Raw genomic sequence first — 22825 nt, 5'->3', positions numbered from 1 at the left:
CAGCATGCGCAAAGTCATCAGGTTGGGCGACGCCACTTCGCACGGCGGCAAGGTGCTCAGTTGTGCCGCCACGCATTTTACGGTCAATGGGATTCCTGTCGCCTGCGTCGGGGACTTGTGCAGCTGCCCCATCAAGGGACATCAGGGTTGCAAGATTGCCAGCGGCTCATCCCGGCACAGCATCAACGGCATCGCTATCGCCTTCGAAGGCGATAGCACCACCTGCGGCGCCAAGTTGCTCGCTGGCGGCGCCAGCTTCCGCACGTCCTGACGTCCGCTCCTCCTGGTATTTCCTGGTAACTATATAATCTGCGCTTGGGCGATACCCGCCCTTGAACGTCGATGAAGGAATGCCATGCCTGGATCCATGCCTAGATATATCGTGCGCCCCTTGGCGCTGTGCGTAGTGTCGGCTGTGTGCCTCTCTGCCAGTGCCGCCGAGGCGGTGGCGGTGGATGCGCAGCAGCGCGCGTCCTTGCTGGAATTTTATGCGCAGCAATATCCGGGCGAGCCGGCTGCGCGCACTGTGTTCGAGAGCGTGCCCGTGGTGGGCGGACGTGGCAGCGAAGTGGTGGGCAGCGTGGAAACGGCGCCGTATCGCGGTCATGGCGCGCTGTGCCGCACGCAGCGCACCAAGTTCGTGCTGCACGGCGAGGGCAAGCAGGCGCGCTGGCAGGAGGCGGGCATGGAATATTTTGCCTGGCTCGACCGCGGCACTTGCCGCCCCGTGGCCGAACCCGTGCGCATGCTGCAGCGCGTCCCCGATGCGGAACTGGAAGGCGTGCTGCTGTACCAGAAGCCGCTGCTGGAGCGGGCGCGCTTATTGATGGCGGGCAATACGGCCTGCGCCCCGTTGCGGGCGCTGAAGTTTTCGCTGGCGGCCGTCGACGTGGGCGCCGCCGCACCGCGTGCCGAAGAGCGCTATGCGCTCGTGTTCAAGAGCGACCGCGACAGCTACGCCCGCGTCTGGCTGCGCAAGAGCGGTGCCCAGTATGACGCGTGGAATGTGACTTGCCCGCCAGTGCTGTAAGCTGCGCCCCCTCGATTGTTTTTTTGACTGTTGCAACCATGAACGAAAATTCCACTTCCGCCCGCAGCTGGGGCACCATCGTCACGCATAGCGACGAGATGGCCATCATCTACCGCTATGTCGACACCTTCCATGACGATTGGGATCTGTCGTCGCAGCCGGACCGCATCATCATCGCCTGGCGCTATGAGGACGAGACGGGCATGCCCGCGCCGAACGAGCGCGAGCACATGGAAGAGCTGGAAGCGGCGCTGGCGCCCGTGGTGGAAGAGCAAGGCTTCGCCACGCTGGCGCTGGTGTCGACGGGCGAGAACTTGCGCGAATGGATCTATTACACGCAGTCGGGCGAAGAGTTTTTCAATCGCCTGAACATGGCGCTGGCGCCGCGTCCAAAGTTCCCGATTGAAATCCGCAGCGCGGCCGACCCCGCCTGGTCCACGTATGCAGGCTTCATGGCCGCGCTGCCGAAGTAATTACGTCAATGCGGCCGACACGATGCGCGTGGCGGCCGTGATGATGTCCTGGTTCGTGTCGGCTTTTTTCTGTTCGCGCGTGTAGTACACGGCGATGATCAGCGGCGCGCCGCTGGCCGGGTAGGCGACGCCGATGTCGTTGACGCTGCCATACGCGCCCGAACCCGTTTTATCCGCCACCTGCCAGCCGGCAGGCACGCCGGCGCGGATGCGCTTGTCGCCCGTCGTGTTGCCGCGCATCCACGCGTCCAGTTGCTGGCGCTGCGGTGCCGGCAAGCTATTTCCCAATAACAATTGCTGCAAGCTGTGCGCCATGGACGCGGGGCTGGCCGTGTCGCGCACTTCGCCGGGGATGGCGCTATTCAATTCCGTTTCCCAGCGTTCCAGCTGGAACACCGTATTGCCAATGCTGCGCGCAAACGCCGTCACGGCTTGCGGTCCGCCCAATATTTTCATCAAGAAATTAGCCGCGCTATTGTCGCTGTACTGCAAGGTGGCGGCGCACAGGTCGGCCACGTTCATGCCGTCGGCCAGATGCTTTTCCGTGATGGGCGAATACGTGACCAGTTCTTTTTTCTCGTAGCGCACGTGCTGGTCCAGCAAACCCGGTTGGCTGACGCTGCGGGCCAGCACGGCGCCCGCCAGCATGGCCTTGAAGGTGCTGGCCAGGGGAAAGCGTTCGTCGGCGCGATAGGCAACGCGCTGTTCGCTGCCGTGGCGCCAGGCGGCAACGCCGAGGCGTCCGCCTGCGGCCTGTTCCAGCGCGGCCAGCTGCGTCTGTGCGGCGGCGATGCCGGTGGCGGGCGCGGCAAACAGCAGCGGTGTCGGGCACAGCAGGGCGGTGCCGCCGGCCAGCAGGAGGTGGCGGCGGACGTGGTTCAGGGATTCAGTCATGGTCGGTCAGTGTTGTTGGAGTGGAAAGGGTAGCCAGCAGTTCGCCGATGGCAAGCAGGTTGGCCGGTTTGGTCAGATGGTGGTCGAAGCCGGCCGCACTCGACTGGCTGCGGTCGTTTTCGGCGCCCCAGCCCGTCAATGCAACGAGCACGACGTTGGCGCCGGCCGGTATCCGGCGCAGCGCGCGCGCCACTTCGTAGCCGTTCATGCCGGGCAAGCCGATGTCGAGGAAGATGACGTCCGGCAAAAATTGCGGCGCCACGGCCAGGGCCTGCGCGCCGTCGTGGGCCACTTGCGTGACATGGCCCATCATGTCGAGCACGGCGGCAAGGGTATCGGCCGCATCGACATTGTCGTCGACCACCAGCACGCGGAAATGCGGGCCGCCGGCGGCACTGGCGGGCGTGGTCACTGTTGCGGGCGCTGCCGCTGCCTCCGCCAGCAGGGGCAGGCGCACGCTGAAGGTGCTGCCCAGGCCGGCGCCGGGACTGGCCGCCGTGGCGCTGCCCCCATGCAACTCGGCCAGGCGCCGCACCAGCGACAGGCCGATACCCAGCCCGCCCTGCGCGCGGCCCATGTTCTGTCCCACCTGGGTGAACATGTCAAACACGGTCGTGATCGACTCGGCGGGGATGCCGACGCCGCTGTCCTTGACCTCGATCAATGCCTCGTTGCCGTCGTGCCGCGCGCGCAAGCTGATCTGGCCGCCGGCCGGCGTGTACTTGGCGGCATTGTTGAGCAGATTGCCCAGCACTTGCGCCAGGCGCGTGGGGTCGGCCTCGAGCGGCAGCGCTTGCTCATCGACTTGCACCTGCAATTGATGGCGGCTGGCCTCGATCAGCGGCATGCTCGTTTCCACGGCGCTGGCGATGATGGTTTTCAAGTCCGCGCGTTCCAGCTTGAGTTCGATCTGCCCCCGCGTGATGCGGGCCACGTCCAGTAAATCATTGACCAGATGCACCATCTGATTGACTTGCCGTTCCATCACGTCGCGTACGCGTGCCACGGTCGCGGGCTTGTCGGCGGCCAGGCGCATGATTTGCAAGCCGTTGCGGATGGGCGCCAGCGGGTTGCGCAGTTCGTGCGCCAGCGTGGCCAGGAATTCCGTCTTGCGCCGGTCCATTTCGGACAGGTTGTCGGCCAGCTGGCGCAATTGCTGCTCAGAACGCTTGCGCTCGCTGATGTCGCTGAACAGCACCGTTAGCAGGCGGCTGCCGGGGCCGCCCAGGCGCGCGGCGAAGACTTCGAACCAGCGCTCCATGGCCACGGCTTCGTTTTCGTAGCGCACGGGCTCGCCGGTCTTGACGACTTGGTCGTACAGGTCGAACCAGTGCTGGTCGTGGTCGGGCACGAAGCTGCGGATGGTCTTGCCGATGGCATTGTCCAGTCCCGACTGCTTGACGAAGGCGGGGTTGCCTTCCAGGTAGCGGAAATCGATGGGGCGGCCTTGCTCGTCGTACAGCATTTCGATGACGCAAAACGCCTGGTCCATCAGCTCGATCAGGGTGCGGTAGCGCTCCTCGCTGCGGCGCAGCGCATCTTCCACCTGTTTCTGGCGCGTGATGTCGAGCAAGACGCCGGGCAATTGCAGGGGCGTGCCATCGGGCGCGTATTCCGCGCGGCCCCGTGCAATGACCGAGCGGTACTGGCCATCGCCGGCGCCGACGCGGTAGCTGGCCTCGAACGGCGTGTGCGCCTGCAGCGCCTGGGTAATCTGCGCGCTGACTTGCTCGCGGTCATCGGGATGGATGATCTCCAGGTAGCGCGCCAGCGGCGCCGCCGTGGCCGCATCGGCATTGACGGGGAACAAGCGCGCCATATTGCTGTCGGCCGTGACCCGGTCGGCAACGATGTCCCAGTTCCAGGTGGCCACTTCGCCAGCCGCCAGGGTCAGGCGCAGGGTTTCCTCGTTCTGCTTGCTGGTCGTCAGGTCGAGCGAAATGCCGGACAGGGCGATCACGTTGCCGGCGCCATCGCTGGCGCAGGTGCCGCGCATGTGCGCCCAGTGCAGTGAACCGTCGGGCCAGCGCACGCGGATGTCGATTTCGAAATCGCTGGCGCTGGCGATGGCCGCGTGCACCACCGTCTGCCAGTGCTGCAGGTCGCCGTCGAGCATGGCGCCCGTCAGCTGCGCGTAATCGATGGGGCTGTCAGGCGGCAGGCCCAGGTTCGCCTTGAAGGCGTCGGAGCCGGCCATGCTGCCGCTGCCCAGGTCGATCTCCCACGTGCCCATGCGGCCGCCCTGCATGGCCAGGCGCAGCCGCTGTTCCGTCTGCCGTTGCCGCGTCACGTCGCTATGCGAGCCCAGCCATTCAACGATGCTGCCGTCGGGCGCCAGCACGGGCAGCATGCGCACGAGCATGTTGCGGTAGGCGCCGCTGACGTGGCGCAGCCGGTATTCCGCTTCGAACACGCTGGTCAGGTGCGATGGCATGACGTAAGGCAAGTTGCGGTCGTCCGGATGCAGGGCATTGACCCAGCCGCGGCCCAGCAGTTCGGCCTCGGTCTGGCCCGTGAAGGCGCGCCAGGACGGCTGGTCGGCATCGAACTGGCCGAAGGTTTTCGTGCTCCAGACGATGTCGCAATGGGCGCTCAGCAGCAGATGCGCCGCCTGGGCGGCGACGGTGGAGGACGGGACGGCGTTGCTGGGCTGGCTGGGTTCTGGCATGGAGGCTATCGACGATGGTGCAGGGGGCCGCCGCCGCACTGGAATGGGGCGGTCTGGCAACTTCATTCTGGCGATATTACAACTATTTTTACCCTCGGGGCTGTCTCGCAGGGCAGCAATTCCGCTTTCGGCTGGCCTGGCGAAAAGGTGCGTCACGCGGCATGGCATCGGAGGAAATAGCAAGGCGAGCACGCTATTGTGGCTGAATAACCACTAGTCTGGCCTTTATGTTGATGAATGAATATTTTACATAACAATATTCTTGCAGCGCATAAGGCGCTTGAATTAAATTGGCGCCTTACTTAAAAGTTGGTGTTCATCAGACATCCCGGAGATGCGGCCAGAACCGCTGTCAGCTTGGACGACAGCCAGGGCAGAGCCAGTGACGCCGAGAGTGGAGAAACATCCGCTCGCGCTGTTGCACCAAAATGGTGCAAACGATCATCCAGCGCCGTACATAACCCGGAGACAGGTTTCGCAATTCTTTTTTAAACTTCTGGGAAACAACATGATCAAGATGTCCAAGATGCACAAGCGTTTGTGCGCCAAAAGCGCTGCTATGCTGGCACTGTCCGCTGCCTTGCCTATCGGCTCGGCTTATGCTGATGAAGTCGCTGCTGATACGACCCCTGCCGCCAGCCAGCTGGAAACCGTGACCGTGACGGCGCAGCGCCGCAAGGAAAATATCCGCGACGTGCCCGTCTCCGTGTCGCTGCTGCGTGATGAAAAGCTCGACGTGCTGGTGTCCGGTGGACAAGACATTCGCGTGCTGGCCGGCAAAGTGCCGAGCCTGAACGTGGAATCGTCGAATGGCCGCACCTTCCCCCGCTTCTACATCCGCGGCTACGGCAATACCGACTTCAACATCTTTGCATCGCAACCTGTTTCCCTGATTTACGACGATGTCGTGCAAGAAAACCCTATCCTCAAGGGCTATCCGATTTTCGACGTGGCTGGCGTGGAAGTGCTGCGCGGCCCGCAAGGCACCTTGTTCGGCCGCAATACGCCTGCCGGCGTGGTCAAGTTCGAATCCGTCAAGCCGAACCTGGACAAGGTTGAAGGCTATTACAACGTTTCCGCCGCCACGCACAACACCACCAATTTCGACGGCGCCGTCAACGTGCCGCTGAGCAAAGAATGGGCGATGCGTGTCTCGACCTTGCGCCAGCACCGCGACGATTACGTCGATAACACGTTTACGGGCCAGAAAAACGCGCTGGACGGCTACAACGAACACGCGGAACGCGTGCAATTGATGTATGCGCCGAACGGCACGTTCAACGCCCTGTTCAACGTACATCAGCGCAGCACCACGGGCAGCGCGCGCGTGTTCTTCGCCAACGCCATCAAGCTGGGCACGAATGACCTGGTCGACGGTTTCAATCCGACCAAATCCTATACCGATGCCTTGAACTTCCAGGAACTGCGCACCAATGGCGCCAGCGCCCGCCTGAGCTGGGAACTCGATGGCGTCAAGCTGTACTCGATCACCGGTTTCGAACGCGTGGGCAAGTATGTGTCGCATGGCGACATCGATGGCGGCGCAAAAGGCATGGTGCCAGCGATTCCATTCCCGGTGGAAACTGCTGGCGGCATCAAGAGCGTGAAACAGTACTCGCAAGAATTCCGCGCCGAATCGAAAAATGCCGGTCCGCTCAATTGGCAGGCCGGCGTGTACTACTTCAACGAAGATGCCAACGGCTACACGGATAATTTCGGCGGTAGCGACCATGCGCTCGTTTCGCACCTGGCCAGCCGCCAGAAAAACAGTGCCTGGGCCACCTTCGGTTCCGTCAACTATGCCGTCAACGATGACTTCATGCTGCGTGCCGGCTTGCGCTACACCAAGGACAAGAAGGATTTCAACACCGTTGAAGCGGACCGTATCGTCCAGATTTCTCCGACCAGCGCCGATGTCAGCAAAGCCAAGGTCAACTGGGACCTGAGCGGTACCTACAAGTACAACAAGGACGTGAATTTCTACGGCCGTATCGCTACCGGTTTCCGCGCGCCAAGTATCGCGCCAGCCAGCGACAAGGTGTCCGTAACGGTTGCCGACGCGGAAACCATCACCTCGGTCGAAGCGGGCATCAAGGCCGACCTGTTCGAGCGCCGTGCCCGCGTTGCTTTCAGCCTGTACAACTACCAGGTGAAAAACCAGCAACTGACGGTCGTGGGCGGCACCTCGAACGTGACGCGTTTGATCAATGCAGCCAAGACGAATGGCCGCGGCGCGGAACTGGAACTGGAAGGTTTTGTCACGCCTAGCCTGAAGATGTCCCTGGGCGGCAGCTACAACTTCACGGAAATCAAGGATCCGAGCCTGTCGGTGGCCACGTGCCGCAGCTGCACCGTGACCGATCCGAAAAACGCCGCCGGCTTCGCCATCATCAATGGCAATCCGTTGCCGCAAGCGCCGAAGTGGACGATCACCGCCACGGGCCGTTATTCGATCCCGATGGAAAACGGCGAATTCTTCGTCTTCACGGACTGGGCTTACCGCAGCAAGATCAACTTCTTCCTGTACGAGTCCACCGAGTTCACCGGCAAGCCGATGGTCGAAGGTGGCTTGCGCGTGGGCTACACCTGGGATGCCGGCAAGTATGAAATGGCCGTTTTTGGCCGCAACATCACCGACACCCAGCGTATCACGGGCGCCATCGACTTTAACAACCGCACGGGCTTCATCAATGAGCCACGTCAGTTTGGCGTGCAGTTCAAGGGCAACTTCTAATTGCCTGATACCAGGTGCCGGCCATGTGCTGGCGCCTGCATTGCTACCCGCCCGGTTCGCCGCGGCGGGTTTTTTTATGGGTGCTCGGGAAGCTGCGCCAGCCGCTGCGCCCAGGCGGGAATGGCTTGCCGCCAGAAGTCTTCCACCTTGTTGGCACGCACGTCGAGGCCGAGGAAGCGGGCCGCCGGCAGCAGCGCCGACGCCAGCAGGTCGGTAGCATTGCTTGCCGTATCAAAGGCGAGGGCGCCTGTCTGCTTGGACAGCTTTTCGCCGCTGTCGTTCGTGACGACAGGCACGTGCAGGAAGCCAGGGTGGGGCAAGCCCAGTACATCCTGCAGATACAGCTGGCGCGGCGTGGAATCGAGCAAGTCCGCGCCGCGCACCACCTGCGTGATGCCCTGCGCGCCATCGTCGACCACGACGGCCAGCTGGTACGCCCAGTAACCATCGCCGCGCAGCACGATGAAGTCGCCCACCTCGCTGGCCAGGTCTTGCCGCTGCGGACCCGCCCAGCGGTCGGCAAAAGCGTACACCGCATCGGCCCCCTGCGGCACCCGCAGCCGCAAGGCCCGTGCCGCCTTGCCCGGCGCCAAGCCATGGCGGCAAGTGCCCGGATAGACGGCGGCCCCACCCTTGGGGCCTCCCGCCTGCAACACCGAATCCTGGATTTCCTTGCGCGAACAGCCGCACGCATACACGAGGCCATCGTCCTGCAACTGTTTCAGCGCCGCCTCGTACAGCGGCAAGCGCCTGCTCTGCCACGTCGCCTCGCCATCCCAGTGCATGCCACAGCGCTGCAGGCTGGCCAGGATGCCCAGATCGGCACCCTCGACATTGCGGTCGTAGTCCAGATCCTCGATACGCAGCAGCCACGTTCCTTGATGCACCTTCGCATCGAGATAACTGGCCATGGCGGCAACGAGCGAACCCATGTGCAGTGGGCCTGAGGGGGAGGGGGCGAAGCGGCCGATGTAGGGGGAGGTGGGAGAGGGCATGCGGTGAGTGCGGATGGTGGTGACAGCTGCTGATGGTTTATTGCTCCGGGCGGAGAGCTTTGGCGACAGCGGCAAGTATCGTGCAGGGCGTTGGGCAAGTCAAATCTTGGACTATTCTTTGTGTTGCTTAATTTATAATTAAATGCGTAACGTTATCTTCAATATATGAAATTTCTTCGTTGCAATAATGCGGATCGTTGAGCATTCTGAAATGGAAATCCTTGTCGAATTCCTTCGTTCTGAACTTGCTACTTAACAGTGCTACAACGCTCCCCTTCTCTGGCCAGTCGGAAGAATGCAATGCTATCAAGGAACTTCCAAAAGAAATTTCATCAAGGATACATATTCTTAATTTTAGAGGTAGTTTCTTCAATAAAATCAGCCATCGTATATCACTTGATTTTGGGAAAAAAGTTTCACCATTTTTTATGAATTCCATTATTCGTTTCTGCACCTCTATCGATTTTTCTATATTGACGTGCGATTTGTAATCGTCATTTAATTTGTAATCGTCATTTATTTCCGACATGATGGCTGATTTTCAGGCTGTTTTGTACTGCAAGATCATGCAGGAGGATGATGCTTTTATGTCATGCTGTACGATAACGATCCCCCACGAAAATTGAAATGCTATTTCTGATAGTCCCTTCATGTGACCGGGAATGCCAGACTTTATTTGAATTTTTTTGACTAACGATGATTCACTCACGCCGTTGTCTACAGTATTATTTTCGAAATAATGAATCAATATGCAATCTATTTTGAGGAGCTTTTCTTTTGCAATAATTAACTCGATAATGTGATCGCCTACCCAACCATTAATTTCAAAAACATATACTCCAGACCCTGTTGTCGTGGGTTGGATATGGAATATATTGATAATATTGTTTATGAAATGTTTTGCTGGAGTTTTTTTCGACAATGTAACCTCTCCATTGATGATAAATGATCCATCAATGAAATCAAAAAAAGAGCCTGGTATTTCAAATTTCTTCACTGTATTATGCATAATTTCTAATGAAGCATCTTGAAATGAATGATCTTAGTGGTCAGCACGGTTCGTAGAGGAAAATATTGTTTTCCATCGGATCTTCCACGCTTAGAAAACTCGCGTAGGGAACCTCTACATAATTGACGAAAAAAAGCAGTTTTCCCCAGTCGCTCCTTGAGTATGTCAATATTTTTCGTTGGTAAAGTGAATAAATTAATTGTGCCACCTTTGCTACCTACGCGATGTGCTTGCTCAATGCTTGAAGGATGGATAAATTCTATTGAGAAATTTTTGTTGGATGCATGCGCCATCGTCAGGCGACGACTGGTACCTGAATCACATTGAATAATTCTATTCATCGTAATATGAAATCCGAGATTATCAATGTAAAGTTTTTTACCTCGTCAAAAATTCAGGAAAAGTATTTCTACGTTGATGCTATCTAAAATTCAAATATCTTTTCTGAATTTAATGGATTTAATTGAGGTGGGTTCCAGTATGAAAAATATTATTGCAAATAATGCATGCCAAGATTTTATTCTGGATAAGAAATTTTCACAGGCTTCATGCTTCTCTCTAAAAATTCGAAGCCCTGTCTTTACTCCTCGTTCATAGTAAAAAACCTCCCAATCTCCATTCCTTTCTCTGATGCAAAAACTTTCATCTTGACTTGGATCGCCAATCGAAAAGGCATTTGATGGAATGTTTAAAATTGACATCTCTTGTGCCGCATCTGAAATATTCATGCACATAGTTATCCGAATTCAATATTGGTTTTATTGATAGGTACAAAGAACTGATGTAGTACGATTGTGTGGGTCGTGACAGGCATCTATTTCTCCCCACGCCCCTGATTGCGGCAGTTTGATGCCAAATTCATCCAGGAACCAACGTCTCAATCTTCTTGTGTACTTTCCTTCAGGTTCAGACTGAAAACCATCCATGCAATTTTCAGGACCAAAATCCCAATATTTTATGGGGCCATCATCTTTTTCAAAAAAACAAATAACTATTATTTTAAAATTATTTAGTTTGAAACTTGTTTTGTAGGCGATGACTTCCTCCTCATGCTTTATCCATGTTTTCCAGTATTGATCCATCGAGTGCAAATTTTCTCTTTTCATTCCTCTGAATAAAATAATTGATTCGCTTGCGAAAAAATATCCACGTTTAAATTTAGTGTTATGGTGAATATTCATAATTACTTTTTAAATTCTACCATACTGCTACCCCTTTCAGATCAATCAACTCTTTTCCAAGACATTCCAATGGATGTTATCGATGATTGAAGAGATGCTGAAGCTGAAATATTGCCCCATGAGAAATTAAATGCGGAAAATGTTTTTTTTATCTCATCAGGATATTTGCCCAAGACTTTAATAAGTAAACTGGCTAGGCTGTTCTCATCGGATATTAACTGGTTTTCTGTTGTGTTGTGTCCATATTTTTTTGTGTTTCCTCCATCCCACGATAGCCAAACACTCGTCATGAAATAATTTTCAAAGGTAAAATTTATGCCAAATTCAAATTCATTCAAACTTCCGCACGTTGATAAATTATGCACATAGGTATTTGTTTGATTGTTTTCTATTTCAATGTTATTTTCTTCCGCGATTTTAGTAAATTCATACTCGTTAAGTGGTGCAATTATGATATCATTCAATAGAAGATAACCATTTTTTGTGTCAAAGGATATTTTTTTCATTTTTTTAAAGATATTATTTTCCCAGTATCAAATAAATTTTTTTTATCTCTATTTTCTAAAAATAATTGTTGCGCACCTCCTGGCCCAAAATTTGGATTGTTTCTTGATATTCCCTCTGCCATGCAAGTATCTTCCTTTAATACGTAGACATGAAGTTTTGTACGCATGGGGCGAACCCCTTTATGCTTGGAATTATCTGCATGTGCTACCTGTACCGCGTCGTTGAATTTTCTCGCCTCACCGTTTGCCAAAACTGCATCCGCCTTGGAGAAGTAGTTTCCCGGTGCAGGTCCATGTGGATATAAAGTAAATAACACGGTTCCCTTTTTTACGACAACATTGGTATAAATATCTTGACCTAAATATGGATAATTATGCGGACCTTGCCAATTTCTTGCTTCACTAGCCGGATCACGACCTGTACATGCGTTACAAATCGGATTTTTAGGACAATTCTTTGCGTTTTTCGCCAGTCCTAATGGATCAATCCACAAAATCGGGTTTGGCGCGTATTGATAGCTGTTCAGTCCACCAAGCAAGCCAACCGGATCTTGCGTCACATACCGAGCTACATCCGAGTCATAGTAGCGATACCGGTTATAAAACAGCCCAGTCTCTTGATCCTCATACTGCCCCTGAAACCGCAGCGGCTGCTCGATTTCCCCTTCCACATAAAGCAAGCGCCCCCAAGCCTTGTAGCGCCCGCTCCAGACCACGTTTCCTTGCGCATCTGTCAGCTCGCGTGGCGTGCCCAGGTGGTCGCAATGGTAGTGGGTGATGCGGTCGTGTGCTGCGGCGCCGTCAGCTGCTGCCTGGATACCTTGCCATGCCGATACATGATGCGCTTCAATGTCCGCCTGTTCTTGCGCAATGGCTGCCTGCAGTTCGACGTCGTGCCGGGTGGCGGGTAAATCCCATTGCGCGATGCGCGGCAGGTAGACCGCACTTGCCTGGCGGCAGGTTGGCGAACTGATCCTGGCCAGCGGCACGAAGCTGTCCGGCTCGTACAAATATGTGACAGTCTCGTCGTGCCCAAGTTCCTGCGCCAGCGTGTCACCGTCCCAGACGAAGAATGTGGTGGCGGCGCTAGTGCGTGCGGGCTGGTCTTTGGTGATGTCTTGCCGATTGCTCCAGTGTGCTTCTTCTACCCGCTTGGCGATGCGGCGGCTGAAGGCGTCATAAAAATAGCGGGCGCGGTGGCGCGACTGGCGTTCTGTCCTGGTGGTGTGGCTGAGGCGGTTTTCGGCGTCGTATACAAGCGCCAGGTCGCTCCAGGTCGATTCCCAGGCTGTTGGCCAGAAACTGGATACCGGCGGGGCCATCGCCCTGCGGAAAGTGCAGGCGCAGCAGGCGCTGGCCCTGCATGTCGCCCGTTATTGCCATCAATGCCGCCGTCGTATCGGGGAACTGGCTCATCGTGCATCGCTTCACGGTAGGGATCGTTGGCCGACTGTAGCAATAGCGAACACAAGCGTTTTGCGCGGCCGCAAGGTTCAATCGTTGAATGAGGGCATCAATTGCATTTCGTAGTGCATGTCATCGCGGTGGCGTGGCGCTGCCGTATCGCCGAGGAAACTGTTGCAACCGAGGCCGCCTTGTGGCGCGGCCGTCAGCGCCATTCCCCGCACCTCGTTGGCGCGCAGCACCAGCACGATGTCGTAGCGCACGAGCGGCTGGCCGAACAGCATCAACATGCGGCGCAGCGCCTGGCTGGCCGGGGCACGGGGCAGGAAACTGGCGTGCTGCTGCGCCGTGAGCGGGCCGAGGCGCAGGCGCACGGCCAGGTCGGGGCGGCGGCAGCGCGCGCCGACGAGGGCGCGCTGGCCCAGCACGGCGTTTTCCCTGCCCAGCGCCGTTTGTTCGCGCGGCGCCAGTACGGCCATGGCGCCCGTCGCCTCGTCGATGTGGCAGGGCACGCCGAAATGGTCGCCGAGGACGCGCGCCATGACGATGGATGAGACGTCGTGCTGCTGGAGCAGGCCGCTGTACAGGCCGGCCGCCGCCTCGTCCTGGCCCGGGCGGCAAGCGGCCAGGGCCAGCAGGCGCGACAGGAAGTCCTTGGCATGGCCGGCTTGTTCGATGCGGTATTTTTGCCAGGCCTGGTAAAACAGGGCGACGGCGCGGCTGGAAAATAGGTCGAGAAAAGCGCGCGGGCCATTCTCGCGTTCGCTATGCTGGTGCGCGGCGATGCGCTCCGAATAGTGGCTGGGCAAGCTGCCCTGGCAACCCAGCAGGCCCATGAAGGCGGGTGTGAGGTGGATGGGCTGGCCGTGACCGGACAGCAGCGCTTGCAGCAGGGTATCGGCATCGGCTATGCCGCCGGTCGTGAGCGCCTCGACCTGGCTGGCGGGAAAGCGCAGCGAGACGCTATTGTCGAAGCGCACGAACTTTGTCAGCGCCGTGTGCTCGTCGACGCCGTGTGCGGCCAGCCACGCCAGCAGCAGGCGCAGCGCCTGGAAGCACTCGAAGCGCTGCGGCGCGTCGAGCAATTGCTGGATCACGCTGGCGTGGCGTCGGCGCTGCGTTCCGGGCATCGCAGGATTTCCTCGCCGCTGCGTTGGGACCGCAGCGTCAGTTGGCTAAAGCAGTTGAGCTGGCTGTTCAGGGCGAAATAGCGCTGCAGCACCTGGGCAAAAATATAGATGCTGCTGCCGACGAAAGCTTGCTCGTCGATGTCCAGGCGGATGGCGATGCCGGGCATCAGCGTGGGAAACGGTACGGTGGGCATCCACGCGCGCGTGCTGCCGTGCTCAAGCGTGACGATGCCCTGGATCAGGCGCTGCGTGGCGGGCGAGCGAGGCAGGTCGTACAGACTGAGCATTTTCTGGAATTCGCCCAGGCCCGCTTGCGTCAGGCTCGAGTAATTGAGCGACAGGTGTGCAATCAGGCGCCAGTGCGTGTCCGCCTGAAAGCGCATGCTCGGTGACGGTTTGCGCAGGAAGCGTGCGGGGATGCCGTCGGGCACGTCTTCGGCCAGCAGGTCGCCGCCGGGCAAGCCGTAATGCAACTGCACGGGCAAGTCGCGGTTGCTGCACAGCAGCTGCGTCGAGACGGTGGCGCAGGCTGCGCTGTCCGGGGAGAATTGCGGGTCGATCAGGCTCAGGCGCATTTCATGGCCGGGGCTGATGGCGGCCACGGCTTCGTCGCGGCGCGCCAGCCAGTATTGACCATATTCCTGGCCACGCTCCTGGTCATATTCGCCCTGGGCGCCTTGCAGCGAGGCATACAGCGGCAGGAAGGCGCTCAGGCGATCGCCGGCCTGATCCTTGCGCACCACGGTGACGGCTTCGATGCTGTGGATGTCGTAGGCAAACGCATGCGTGGCATCGGCCACCAGGGCGTAGTCGGGCTCGGTATGCGTGAGGCGGATCGGCACGCCGGACTTGGCAAACAGGTTGACGACGGGCGTGCAGCCGAGCAGCAGGTTGTCGCGGCTGGCGCCGGACAAGAGGCGCGCTTCGTGGCTGTCGCTGCGCACGCCCTTGAGCGGCAGGTGCAAGGTGAATTGGCGGCACTGTTTCGGCAGCAGCGGTGCCAGCAGCGACCATCCGATATCGATGAAGTGAAATTTTTCCGGAAAGGCAAAGTATTCGGTCAGCAGGCGCAGGGCCGGGTGCGAACGGGCGGAAATGGGAATCAGCGCGTCGTCGTCCGCATAGCCGGCCGGCGCCAGCAAGGTACCGGCGACGGCTTGCCACGGCCCGTGTTCGTCCAGCGCCACGTAGGCGCCCGCGCCGTGCAGGAACAGGGCGTCGAGCAGGGCCGCGCGCACGGACGGTTCGCCATCGGCAAACAGGCGCAGGCTGGAAAAGCCGGCCTGGTCCAGGTGGTACTGCTCGCTGCTGCTGGTGAACTGAATGCTCAGCAAGGCGCTGGCGCCGGCGGGCAGGCGCAGGCCGGGCGGCGCGTCGAGGAGCGGTGAGAAATGCAGGCGAGAAATGGTCAGCGGCGCGAGGGTCACGTCATACGCGCTGGTGAACTTGCAAGCCACGCCCTGCACGGGCTGCGAGCGCAGCACCGTGCCGCGCGCCACATGCGCAAGCTGGGCCAGTTGGCCTCCACCCGGTGCTTCGTCGGCGGCGATGCGCACGATGGAGCACGAGGGAAACGGTCGCAGGTAGTGCGGATACAGGGTTTCGAGCAGGGAATGGGTAAATTGCGGATAGGCGTCGTCGAGGCGCTTGGCGACCCTGGCCGTGAGCAGGGCGACGGACTGGATCAGGCGCTCGATGTGCGGGTCTTCGCACGTCTCGCCGGCGATCAGCAGGCGCCCGGCCGCCTTCGGATAGCGGCTGGAAAACTCGCGCGTGTACTGGCGGAACAGGCCCAGCTCACGCTCGTAATACGGCAATAGTTGTTCCACGGTCGCGCTCTCCGCCAGCAGGAAAGCTCCATGCTGGCATCAGGCGCGACCGTGTGTGTTGATGCGTAACAATGAATTTTAGAAATGGTACTCCGCGCGTATCATCGGCGTCTTCGCCGTCTGGCCCACGTTGCCCGTGGTGGCGGGCGAGTTGCCGAACTTGTTCTTCCAGTACTGGTATTCCAGGCCCACGCGGAAGGTGTTCTTGGCGCTGCCCAGGGCCGCGCCCACGTCGAACATCACTTGCATGTCGATATTCGTTTCCACCGCCGTCTTGCGCCCCACTTCATCGTTGCCTTTTGAATCGATGAGATTGAAGAATCCCTCGAACGAGAACAGCGGCGACAGGGGGATGCCCCAGGCGCCCGTCAGCATGGCGTGCGTTTTGTACGTGTAGCGGCCCGTCACTTGCGAGATGGGAGGGAAGGCGCCGCTGGGGGCGTTGCTTTCGCGCAGCAACAGCAGGCTGGTGTTGAAGAAGCCGGGCACGTCCCACATCAGGGTGGGGCCGGCCACCAGCATGCGCTTGCGCGAGTTGTAGCCGACGTCATTTTTCGTGTTGACGTCGAAGCCCAGGGTGACGCCGACGCCGCGCACGGGGCCGAACTTGATGTCGCTGCCGCGCACCTTGCCGATGTCGATGGTGTTGCGGTAGACCAGGTACGCCTCTTGCGCGCCGGAGGTTTTACCGAGTGCGCCAGGGTCCTTGCTGTCAGACATGAGGAAATCGAGGTTGACGAAGTTGCTGCCGTATTTGTAGCCGCTGGCGTGCGTGATGGCAAAGATGTTTTTCTTGATGTCGTCCGGATTGAACGGCTCGCGGTAGTCATTGCCGGCGCGCCAGCTCAGCGCGGTATCGCTCCATTCGGCAGCCTGGGCGGTCGCGCCCATGCCCAGGGTGGTAGTGAGGCAGAGCAACAGACACGGTATGGTTTTTGGCACTTTCGGCTCCTGATGGCGGTGTTGGAAAACGGGAAATGAAATAGCAGGGGGCGTAGCCCGCATGAAGCGCTGCGATGGGGCATATTGCGCGCCGTTCAATCCATGATGCGAGAAGCGCCGCGTCGGGCGATATGTCTTGGCTGCATACTTACTATCAGTTCTTGCATATAATCATCGCACCTTCTCGCCCTTGCGGGGCAAGGCGGCCGCTGTAAAGCTGATAATTTTTTTCAAAATTGTATACAGGTGTTGTTTTTTTGTGGAAATAGAAATGCGCGCCGCCGCGTCATCCCCCAAGCGCCGCGGATGCCGATACGATAGAGACAAGAGCTTGAATTTCTCCACCGGCGACGATGCCGGCGACCTTGCAGCGAGGCACGAAAAAAACAATGACGGCACGCCTGGAATTACTCGATATCAGCAAGCGCTATCCGGCCGTGGTGGCCAATGACGGCATCTGCCTCACCGTCGCGTCCGGACAGATCCACGCCGTGCTGGGCGAAAACGGCGCCGGCAAATCGACCTTGATGAAAATCATCTACGGCGCCGTGCAACCAGACGGCGGCCGCATCCTGTGGAATGGCCGTGAAGTCGAGATCGCCAACCCGTCGGCCGCGCGCGCGCTCGGTATCGCCATGGTGTTCCAGCACTTTTCCCTGTTCGACACTTTGACGGTGGCGGAAAACATCGCCCTCGGCTTGCCGGCTGGTACCAACATGGCGGAGCTGGCGCAGCGCATCGAAGCGACGGCGCGCCAGTACGGCCTGGACCTGGAACCGCAGCGCCACGTGCACACGCTTTCCGTCGGCGAATGCCAGCGCGTGGAAATCGTGCGCGCCTTGCTGGCCAAGCCGCAACTGCTGATCCTCGATGAACCGACGTCCGTGCTGACGCCGGGCGCCGTGGAAAAACTGTTTACCACCTTGCGCCAGCTGGCGGCGGAAGGCTGCAGCATCCTGTATATCAGCCACAAGCTCGACGAGATCCGCGCCCTGTGCCATACCTGTACGGTGGTGCGCGCCGGCAAGAACGCGGGCGTGTGCGACCCCTCGCAAGAGTCGGCGGCCAGCCTGTCGCGCATGATGATCGGCGCCGAGCCGCCCGCCGTCACGCGCGTGGCGCGCACGCCGGGCGCTGCCATGCTGAGCGTGCGGCAGCTGGACCTGCCGAAGAGCCACCCGTTCGCCACGCAATTGACGGATATCAATTTCGACGTGCGCGCGGGAGAAATTGTCGGCATCGCGGGCGTGTCCGGCAATGGCCAGCAGGAATTGCTGGCCGCGTTGTCGGGCGAGGACATGCGCGCGGCCGCCGGCAGCATCGTGCTGAACGGCACGCCGGCGGGCCGCTTGCCGCCGGGACGCCGGCGCGCCCTGGGCTTCGGCTTCGTGCCGGAAGAAAGGTTGGGACGGGGCGCCGTGCCCGACATGGGACTGGCCGACAATGTGCTGTTGAGCTTGCAGACACCGGCCACCATCCGCCACGGCTTCGTGCGCCACAAGGTCATCGCGCAGCGGGCGGCCGCCATCATCGCCCGCTTCCAGGTGAAGGCGGGCGGGCCGCAGGCGCTGGCGCGCAGCCTGTCGGGCGGCAACTTGCAGAAATACATAGTTGGGCGCGAAGTCATGCGCGAACCCACCGTGCTGGTGGTGGCGCAGCCGACCTGGGGCGTGGACGTGGGCGCGGCCGCGCAAATCCGCGCCGAACTGCTGGCGCTGCGCGACGCGGGTTGCGCGCTGCTGGTCGTGTCGGAGGAACTCGATGAATTGTTCGACATCAGCGACCGCTTGCTGGTGATGGCAAAGGGAAAAATTTCGCCGTCCCTCGACGTGGGCGAAGCCAGCGTGGCGCAGGTGGGGCAATGGATGAGTGGGCTGTGGCCACAGGAGGCTATCCATGGCTAAGTTCGCCTTGCGGCTGGAAGCCCGTCCCACACCGTCGCGGTTGATGTCGTGGCTGTCGCCCGTGCTGGCCGTGCTGCTCACGGTGCTGTGCGGCGCGCTGTTGTTTCTTGCGCTGGGACACGATCCGCTGGCGGGACTGGCCGTCTTCTTCGTGGAACCCTTGCGCGACGCGCATGGCTGGTCCGAGCTGGGCATCAAGGTGGCGCCCCTGCTCTTGATCGCCGTGGGCCTGGCCATCTGCTTTCGCGCCAACATCTACAACATCGGCGCGGAAGGGCAGCTGACCCTGGGCGCCATCTGCGGCGGCGCGGCCGCCCTGTACCTCGACGACGGCGTGGGCGGCGCGGCCATCATCGGCGTGTCCTTGCTGGCCGGCATGGCCGGCGGCATGGTGTGGGCGGGCCTGGTGGCCTGGCTGCGCGACCGCTACAACGCCAGCGAAATCCTCGTCTCGCTGATGCTCGTCTACATCGCCCAATTGCTGCTCAGTTATCTCGTATATGGCGTGCTGCGCGACCCGGAAGGGTTTAATTTCCCCCAGTCGAAACTGCTGTCCGATGGCTTGCTGTTGCCGATGGTGATCAGCGATACGCGCTTGCACATCGGCATCGTGTTCGCCTTGCTGGCCTCCTTGGGCGGCTGGCTGTATCTGTCGCGCAGCATTTCGGGTTTTCGCCTGCGCGTGGGCGGCATGGCGCCGGCCGCGGCCCGCTATGCGGGTTTTTCCTCGCGCAAGACCTTGTGGTCGTCCCTGCTGATCTGCGGCGCCCTGTCCGGCCTGGCGGGCGCCTGCGAAGTGCTGGGGCCGATGGGACAGTTGACGCCCACGGTGTCGCCCGGCTACGGCTTTGCCGCCATCATCGTCGCCTTCGTGGGGCGGCTGCATCCCGTGGGCGTGATTTTTTCCAGCTTCGTCATGGCCCTGTTTTATATCGGCGGCGAACTGGCGCAATCGCGCCTCGGCTTGCCCAGCGCCATCACGGGCGTGTTCCAGGGCATCTTGCTGTTCGCCTTGCTCGCTTGCGACGTGCTGATCCAATACAAACTGCGCTGGAGGAAACATGGATAACCTGGCTTTCACCATCGCGCCCCTGATCGCCGCCAGCATCAATGCGGGCACGCCGCTGATGTTGGCCGCCCTCGGTTTATTGGTGAATGAAAAGGCGGGCGTGGTGAACCTGGGCGCGGAAGGCATGATGCTGGTCTCCGCCATCACGGGCTTTGCCGTGGCCGTCAACACAGGCAGTCCCACCCTGGGCTTTCTCGCGGGAGCGGGCGCCAGCATGCTGCTGTCCGGCTTCTTTGCCTGGCTGACCGTATGGCTGGGCACGAACCAGTACGCGACGGGCCTGGCCCTGTCTCTGTTCGGCGCGGGCGCGTCCACGTACATCGGCTTGAAGTATGTGGGCAACAGCTTGCAGAATGGCCGCTTCGGCATCCCTTACCTGGAAGACATTCCCGTGCTGGGGCCGGCCCTGTTCCGCCAGCATGCGATGGTGTATCTGTCCTTGCTGCTGTGCGTGGCCATCGCCTGGTTCCTGTACCGCACGCGGGCGGGCCTCGTGCTGCGCGCCGTGGGCGAGTCGCCCGCTTCCGCGCATGCGCTCGGCTATCCCGTGCGGCGCATCCGCCTGGCGGCCGTGCTGTTCGGCGGCGCCTGCTGCGGCCTGGCCGGCGCCTTTTTGTCGCTCGTCTACACGCCCCTGTGGGTCGAGGGCATGGTGGCGGGGCGGGGCTGGATCGCGCTGGCGCTGACCACCTTTGCCACCTGGCGCCCGGCGCGCGTGGTGGGCGGTGCCTACCTGTTCGGCGGCATCACGATATTGACTTTCCACGCGCAGGCGCTGGGCGTGCCCATCGCGTCGCAACTGCTGTCGATGCTGCCGTACCTGGCGGCCATCGTCGTGCTGGTGCTTATTTCCAGCAATGCCAATTACATCAAGCTCAACATGCCCGCTTCGTTGGGGAAAAATTTCAATCCCGGAAATTAATCACTCACCACAAGGAAAACCATGTCCAAGAAACTAGTATGCGCCGCCGTTTGCAGTGCTGTTTTGATGCCCGTCATGGCCGCCGCTCCCGCGACGGCGCCGCTGAATGTCGGCTTCGTGTATATCAGCCCCATCGGCGACGCGGGCTGGACCACCCAGCATGACCTGGCCCGCAAGGAAATGGAAAAGGCGCTGGGCAGCAAGATCACCACCAAGTATGTGGAAAACGTGCCGGAGAGCGCCGATGCGGAACGGGTGATCCGCGACCTGGCGCAAACGGGCAGCAAGCTCGTCATCACGACTTCGTTCGGCTACATGAATCCCACCTTGAAAGTGGCGAAGCAATTTCCTAATGTGAAGTTCATCCACCTGACTGGCTACAAGACCGCCGTCAACGTGGCCAACACGAATGCGCGTTTTTATGAAGGCCGCTACCTGGCAGGCGTGTTGGCGGGCAAGATGAGCAAGACCCATGTGGCCGGTTATGTGGCGGCGTTCCCGATCCCTGAAGTGTTGCAGGGAGTGAACGCTTTCACGCGCGGGATGCGCAGCGTCGACCCGAAGGCGGAAGTGAAAGTGGTGTGGGTGAATAGCTGGTTCGACCCGGGCAAGGAGCGCGACGCGGCCATCACGCTGATCGGCCAGGGCGCCGACGTGGTCACCCACCACACGGACTCGACCGCCGTGGTGCAAGCGGCGGAAGAGAAGGGCAAGTATGCGATCGCCTACCACTCGGACATGAAAAAGTACGGTCCGAAGGCGCAGCTGGCCGCCGTCACCCACCATTGGGGCGACTACTATACGAAGCAGGCGCAAGCCGTGCTGGACGGCACGTGGAAGTCCAGCAGCACCTGGGGCGGCATCAAGGATGGCATGGTCAAGCTGGAAGGCATCAACGCCGCCGTGCCCGCCGATGTGAAACAGTTTGTATTGGCGCGCGAGAAAGACTTGGTAGCTGGCAAGCTCAATCCTTTCAGCGCGCCGATCAAGGATAACGATGGCAAAGTGCGCCTGGACAAAGGCGTGCTGGACGATGCAGCGCTGACGAAGATGGATTATTTTGTCGAAGGCGTGGCAGGGAAAGTTTCCGGAAAGTAATAGGTTTGAGTATAAACTTGCTGTAATATTGCCGGAAACGGGAGCAGGGCCGGGGATACATGCGCGTTCCCGGCCCACCCACAGAGCAGAGCTTGAACAAGCCCGTACCGGAGATTGACCCATGGATAGACTGGAAGTATTCAAGATTATCGCGCTGCAAGCGAGCAAGGGCGAGCTGACGTTCCCCGCCAACGTCAAGGCCACCTTGAAGCTGCAGGAAGCGCTGGACGACCCCGATTGCCATATCGAAGCGGCCGCCCGCATGGTCATGGCCGAGCCGCTGTTGTCGGCCAGGGTCGTGGCCTTGGCCAACTCGGCCGCCTACAACCGTTCCGGCAATGAAATCGCCAACGTGCGCGCGGCCGTCTCGCGCCTGGGCTTTGCCACGTTAAAGTCGATGGTGGCGTCCGTCATCGTGCGCCAGCTGGGCAGCCAGATCACGGACCCGCAATTGCGCGCCAAGGCGGCCAAGCTGTGGGAACACACGGCCCACGTGGCCGCGCTGAGCCAGGTGATCGCGCGGAAAGTCACGCATGTCGATGTGGAAACGGCCATGTTCGCCGCCATCGTGCACGAAGTGGGCGGCTTTTATCTGCTGTCGCGCGCCGAGGAATATCCGGGTTTGCTGGACGACAATACCGAAGACTGGATCGAATACGGCGAAAAGCTGATCGGCCGCGGCGTGCTGCGCCAGCTGCAGGTGCCCGACATGGTCTTGCAGGCCGTGGAAGGCATGTGGCATGGCGGCAGCCCGTTCCCGCCCCGCACCCTGGGCGCGACCCTGGTGCTGGCCAACGATCTGTCGCCTGTCGGCTCGCCCCTGCATCCGCCGGAAAGCGCCGCGCGGCGCCAGGCGGCCGCGAAGATCGACTTCGGCATCGGCGGCAGCACCTTGCACACCATCCTCGACGAATCGGCGGAAGAGATCGAATCGCTGGCGGCGGCCTTGCTCGTGTAATTGCTGGTCTGACGCAGCTTCCATCGCCCATCCCCGCCCTTGCCGCGGGGATTTTTTTCGTCCGCATTTTGATCCATCT

The 22825-nt window shown here is 59.8% G+C and carries 20 protein-coding genes; 9 read left to right on the top strand and 11 right to left on the bottom strand.

What is annotated here, in order from left to right; all coding sequences use genetic code 11:
* Positions 1-4 precede the first annotated feature (4 nt).
* From CLU94_RS07995 to CLU94_RS07985, 3 genes are all read left to right on the top strand, one after another.
* On the top strand, positions 5-271 hold the full coding sequence (locus tag CLU94_RS07995) for a PAAR domain-containing protein (RefSeq protein ID WP_099665253.1): 267 nt from the start codon (positions 5-7) through the stop codon (positions 269-271).
* A 96-nt stretch (positions 272-367) separates the two neighbouring features.
* Positions 368-1030: a hypothetical protein gene (locus tag CLU94_RS07990; RefSeq protein ID WP_143451377.1), complete on the top strand. Its 663-nt coding sequence runs from the start codon at positions 368-370 to the stop codon at positions 1028-1030.
* A 38-nt stretch (positions 1031-1068) separates the two neighbouring features.
* On the top strand, positions 1069-1503 hold the full coding sequence (locus CLU94_RS07985) for a DUF695 domain-containing protein (RefSeq protein WP_099665251.1): 435 nt from the start codon (positions 1069-1071) through the stop codon (positions 1501-1503).
* Here the strand turns inward: CLU94_RS07985 and bla are convergent, their stop codons facing one another.
* Positions 1504-2397, bottom strand: coding sequence for a class A beta-lactamase (bla, locus tag CLU94_RS07980; protein WP_099665250.1), 894 nt, complete (start codon positions 2395-2397; stop codon positions 1504-1506).
* Positions 2390-5065 (bottom strand): hybrid sensor histidine kinase/response regulator, encoded by a 2676-nt coding sequence (locus CLU94_RS07975; RefSeq protein ID WP_180278615.1) that lies wholly within the window; start codon positions 5063-5065, stop codon positions 2390-2392. The genes bla and CLU94_RS07975 overlap by 8 nt, the downstream gene beginning before the upstream one ends.
* A gap of 508 nt (positions 5066-5573) precedes the next feature.
* Between CLU94_RS07975 and CLU94_RS07970 the strand changes: the two genes are divergently transcribed.
* On the top strand, positions 5574-7799 hold the full coding sequence (locus CLU94_RS07970) for a TonB-dependent receptor (RefSeq protein ID WP_099665248.1): 2226 nt from the start codon (positions 5574-5576) through the stop codon (positions 7797-7799).
* Positions 7800-7873: 74 nt separating this feature from the next.
* On the opposite strand, the gene gluQRS is transcribed toward CLU94_RS07970, so the two are convergent.
* The 9 genes from gluQRS to CLU94_RS07945 all read right to left on the bottom strand — a co-directional run bounded on the left by gluQRS (position 7874) and on the right by CLU94_RS07945 (position 16744).
* Positions 7874-8731, bottom strand: coding sequence for a tRNA glutamyl-Q(34) synthetase GluQRS (gene gluQRS, locus CLU94_RS07965; RefSeq protein ID WP_257218721.1), 858 nt, complete (start codon positions 8729-8731; stop codon positions 7874-7876).
* Positions 8732-9335: 604 nt separating this feature from the next.
* A complete protein-coding gene (locus CLU94_RS27985; RefSeq protein ID WP_143451375.1) occupies positions 9336-9791 on the bottom strand; it encodes a hypothetical protein in 456 nt (151 codons plus the stop codon).
* Positions 9792-10234: 443 nt separating this feature from the next.
* Positions 10235-10531, bottom strand: a complete 297-nt coding sequence (locus CLU94_RS27980; protein ID WP_143451374.1) for a hypothetical protein — start codon at positions 10529-10531, stop codon at positions 10235-10237.
* A gap of 30 nt (positions 10532-10561) precedes the next feature.
* Positions 10562-10984 carry a hypothetical protein gene (locus CLU94_RS27975; RefSeq protein WP_143451373.1) on the bottom strand — a complete coding sequence of 141 codons (423 nt, stop codon included), beginning with the start codon at positions 10982-10984 and terminating at the stop codon, positions 10562-10564.
* Between the two features lie 41 nt (positions 10985-11025).
* Positions 11026-11490, bottom strand: coding sequence for a hypothetical protein (locus CLU94_RS27970; RefSeq protein ID WP_143451372.1), 465 nt, complete (start codon positions 11488-11490; stop codon positions 11026-11028).
* Entirely contained in the window at positions 11487-12812 is a 1326-nt protein-coding gene (locus tag CLU94_RS07960) for an RHS repeat-associated core domain-containing protein (RefSeq protein ID WP_099665246.1), read from the bottom strand. Before CLU94_RS07960 ends, CLU94_RS27970 begins: the two co-directional genes overlap by 4 nt.
* Before the next feature lie 171 nt (positions 12813-12983).
* Positions 12984-14024 (bottom strand): type VI secretion system baseplate subunit TssG, encoded by a 1041-nt coding sequence (tssG, locus tag CLU94_RS07955; protein WP_099665245.1) that lies wholly within the window; start codon positions 14022-14024, stop codon positions 12984-12986.
* Entirely contained in the window at positions 13988-15853 is a 1866-nt protein-coding gene (gene tssF / locus CLU94_RS07950; RefSeq protein ID WP_099665244.1) for a type VI secretion system baseplate subunit TssF, read from the bottom strand. Before tssF ends, tssG begins: the two co-directional genes overlap by 37 nt.
* A gap of 78 nt (positions 15854-15931) precedes the next feature.
* Entirely contained in the window at positions 15932-16744 is an 813-nt protein-coding gene (locus tag CLU94_RS07945) for an outer envelope protein (RefSeq protein ID WP_081922859.1), read from the bottom strand.
* Between the two features lie 440 nt (positions 16745-17184).
* Between CLU94_RS07945 and CLU94_RS07940 the strand changes: the two genes are divergently transcribed.
* The 5 genes from CLU94_RS07940 (at position 17185) to CLU94_RS07920 (ending at position 22746) form a co-directional block, all read left to right on the top strand.
* Entirely contained in the window at positions 17185-18699 is a 1515-nt protein-coding gene (locus CLU94_RS07940) for an ABC transporter ATP-binding protein (RefSeq protein WP_099665243.1), read from the top strand.
* Positions 18692-19768: an ABC transporter permease gene (locus CLU94_RS07935; RefSeq protein ID WP_099665242.1), complete on the top strand. Its 1077-nt coding sequence runs from the start codon at positions 18692-18694 to the stop codon at positions 19766-19768. Before CLU94_RS07940 ends, CLU94_RS07935 begins: the two co-directional genes overlap by 8 nt.
* Entirely contained in the window at positions 19761-20690 is a 930-nt protein-coding gene (locus tag CLU94_RS07930; RefSeq protein WP_099665241.1) for an ABC transporter permease, read from the top strand. The genes CLU94_RS07935 and CLU94_RS07930 overlap by 8 nt, the downstream gene beginning before the upstream one ends.
* A gap of 21 nt (positions 20691-20711) precedes the next feature.
* Positions 20712-21788, top strand: a complete 1077-nt coding sequence (locus CLU94_RS07925; RefSeq protein ID WP_099665240.1) for a BMP family ABC transporter substrate-binding protein — start codon at positions 20712-20714, stop codon at positions 21786-21788.
* Between the two features lie 121 nt (positions 21789-21909).
* The gene (locus CLU94_RS07920; RefSeq protein ID WP_077400451.1) at positions 21910-22746 is read left to right on the top strand and encodes an HDOD domain-containing protein; all 837 of its coding nucleotides are present in this window, start codon (positions 21910-21912) and stop codon (positions 22744-22746) included.
* Positions 22747-22825 lie beyond the last annotated feature (79 nt).

Source organism: Janthinobacterium sp. 13, from assembly GCF_002749695.1.
Taxonomy (GTDB): Bacteria; Pseudomonadota; Gammaproteobacteria; order Burkholderiales; family Burkholderiaceae_D; genus Janthinobacterium; species Janthinobacterium kumbetense.
Note: the sequence above shows the minus strand (reverse complement) of the source record. Positions and strands in the feature narration are given on the sequence as shown.

Excerpts from the sequence above, each read along its gene's own strand:
- CLU94_RS07975 (WP_180278615.1), bottom strand. The coding sequence starts at position 5,065 with ATGCCAGAACCCAGCCAGCCCAGCAACGCCGTCCCGTCCTCCACCGTC.
- CLU94_RS07970 (WP_099665248.1), top strand. The coding sequence starts at position 5,574 with ATGATCAAGATGTCCAAGATGCACAAGCGTTTGTGCGCCAAAAGCGCT.
- CLU94_RS27970 (WP_143451372.1), bottom strand. The coding sequence starts at position 11,490 with ATGAAAAAAATATCCTTTGACACAAAAAATGGTTATCTTCTATTGAAT.
- bla (WP_099665250.1), bottom strand. The coding sequence starts at position 2,397 with ATGACTGAATCCCTGAACCACGTCCGCCGCCACCTCCTGCTGGCCGGC.
- CLU94_RS07990 (WP_143451377.1), top strand. The coding sequence starts at position 368 with ATGCCTAGATATATCGTGCGCCCCTTGGCGCTGTGCGTAGTGTCGGCT.
- CLU94_RS07945 (WP_081922859.1), bottom strand. The coding sequence starts at position 16,744 with ATGGGCGCGACCGCCCAGGCTGCCGAATGGAGCGATACCGCGCTGAGC.
- CLU94_RS07940 (WP_099665243.1), top strand. The coding sequence starts at position 17,185 with ATGACGGCACGCCTGGAATTACTCGATATCAGCAAGCGCTATCCGGCC.
- CLU94_RS07935 (WP_099665242.1), top strand. The coding sequence starts at position 18,692 with ATGGCTAAGTTCGCCTTGCGGCTGGAAGCCCGTCCCACACCGTCGCGG.
- CLU94_RS07930 (WP_099665241.1), top strand. The coding sequence starts at position 19,761 with ATGGATAACCTGGCTTTCACCATCGCGCCCCTGATCGCCGCCAGCATC.
- CLU94_RS07985 (WP_099665251.1), top strand. The coding sequence starts at position 1,069 with ATGAACGAAAATTCCACTTCCGCCCGCAGCTGGGGCACCATCGTCACG.
- CLU94_RS27975 (WP_143451373.1), bottom strand. The coding sequence starts at position 10,984 with ATGAATATTCACCATAACACTAAATTTAAACGTGGATATTTTTTCGCA.
- CLU94_RS07960 (WP_099665246.1), bottom strand. The coding sequence starts at position 12,812 with ATGGCCCCGCCGGTATCCAGTTTCTGGCCAACAGCCTGGGAATCGACC.
- tssG (WP_099665245.1), bottom strand. The coding sequence starts at position 14,024 with ATGCCCGGAACGCAGCGCCGACGCCACGCCAGCGTGATCCAGCAATTG.
- CLU94_RS07925 (WP_099665240.1), top strand. The coding sequence starts at position 20,712 with ATGTCCAAGAAACTAGTATGCGCCGCCGTTTGCAGTGCTGTTTTGATG.
- CLU94_RS07920 (WP_077400451.1), top strand. The coding sequence starts at position 21,910 with ATGGATAGACTGGAAGTATTCAAGATTATCGCGCTGCAAGCGAGCAAG.
- gluQRS (WP_257218721.1), bottom strand. The coding sequence starts at position 8,731 with ATGGGTTCGCTCGTTGCCGCCATGGCCAGTTATCTCGATGCGAAGGTG.
- CLU94_RS07995 (WP_099665253.1), top strand. The coding sequence starts at position 5 with ATGCGCAAAGTCATCAGGTTGGGCGACGCCACTTCGCACGGCGGCAAG.
- CLU94_RS27980 (WP_143451374.1), bottom strand. The coding sequence starts at position 10,531 with ATGAATATTTCAGATGCGGCACAAGAGATGTCAATTTTAAACATTCCA.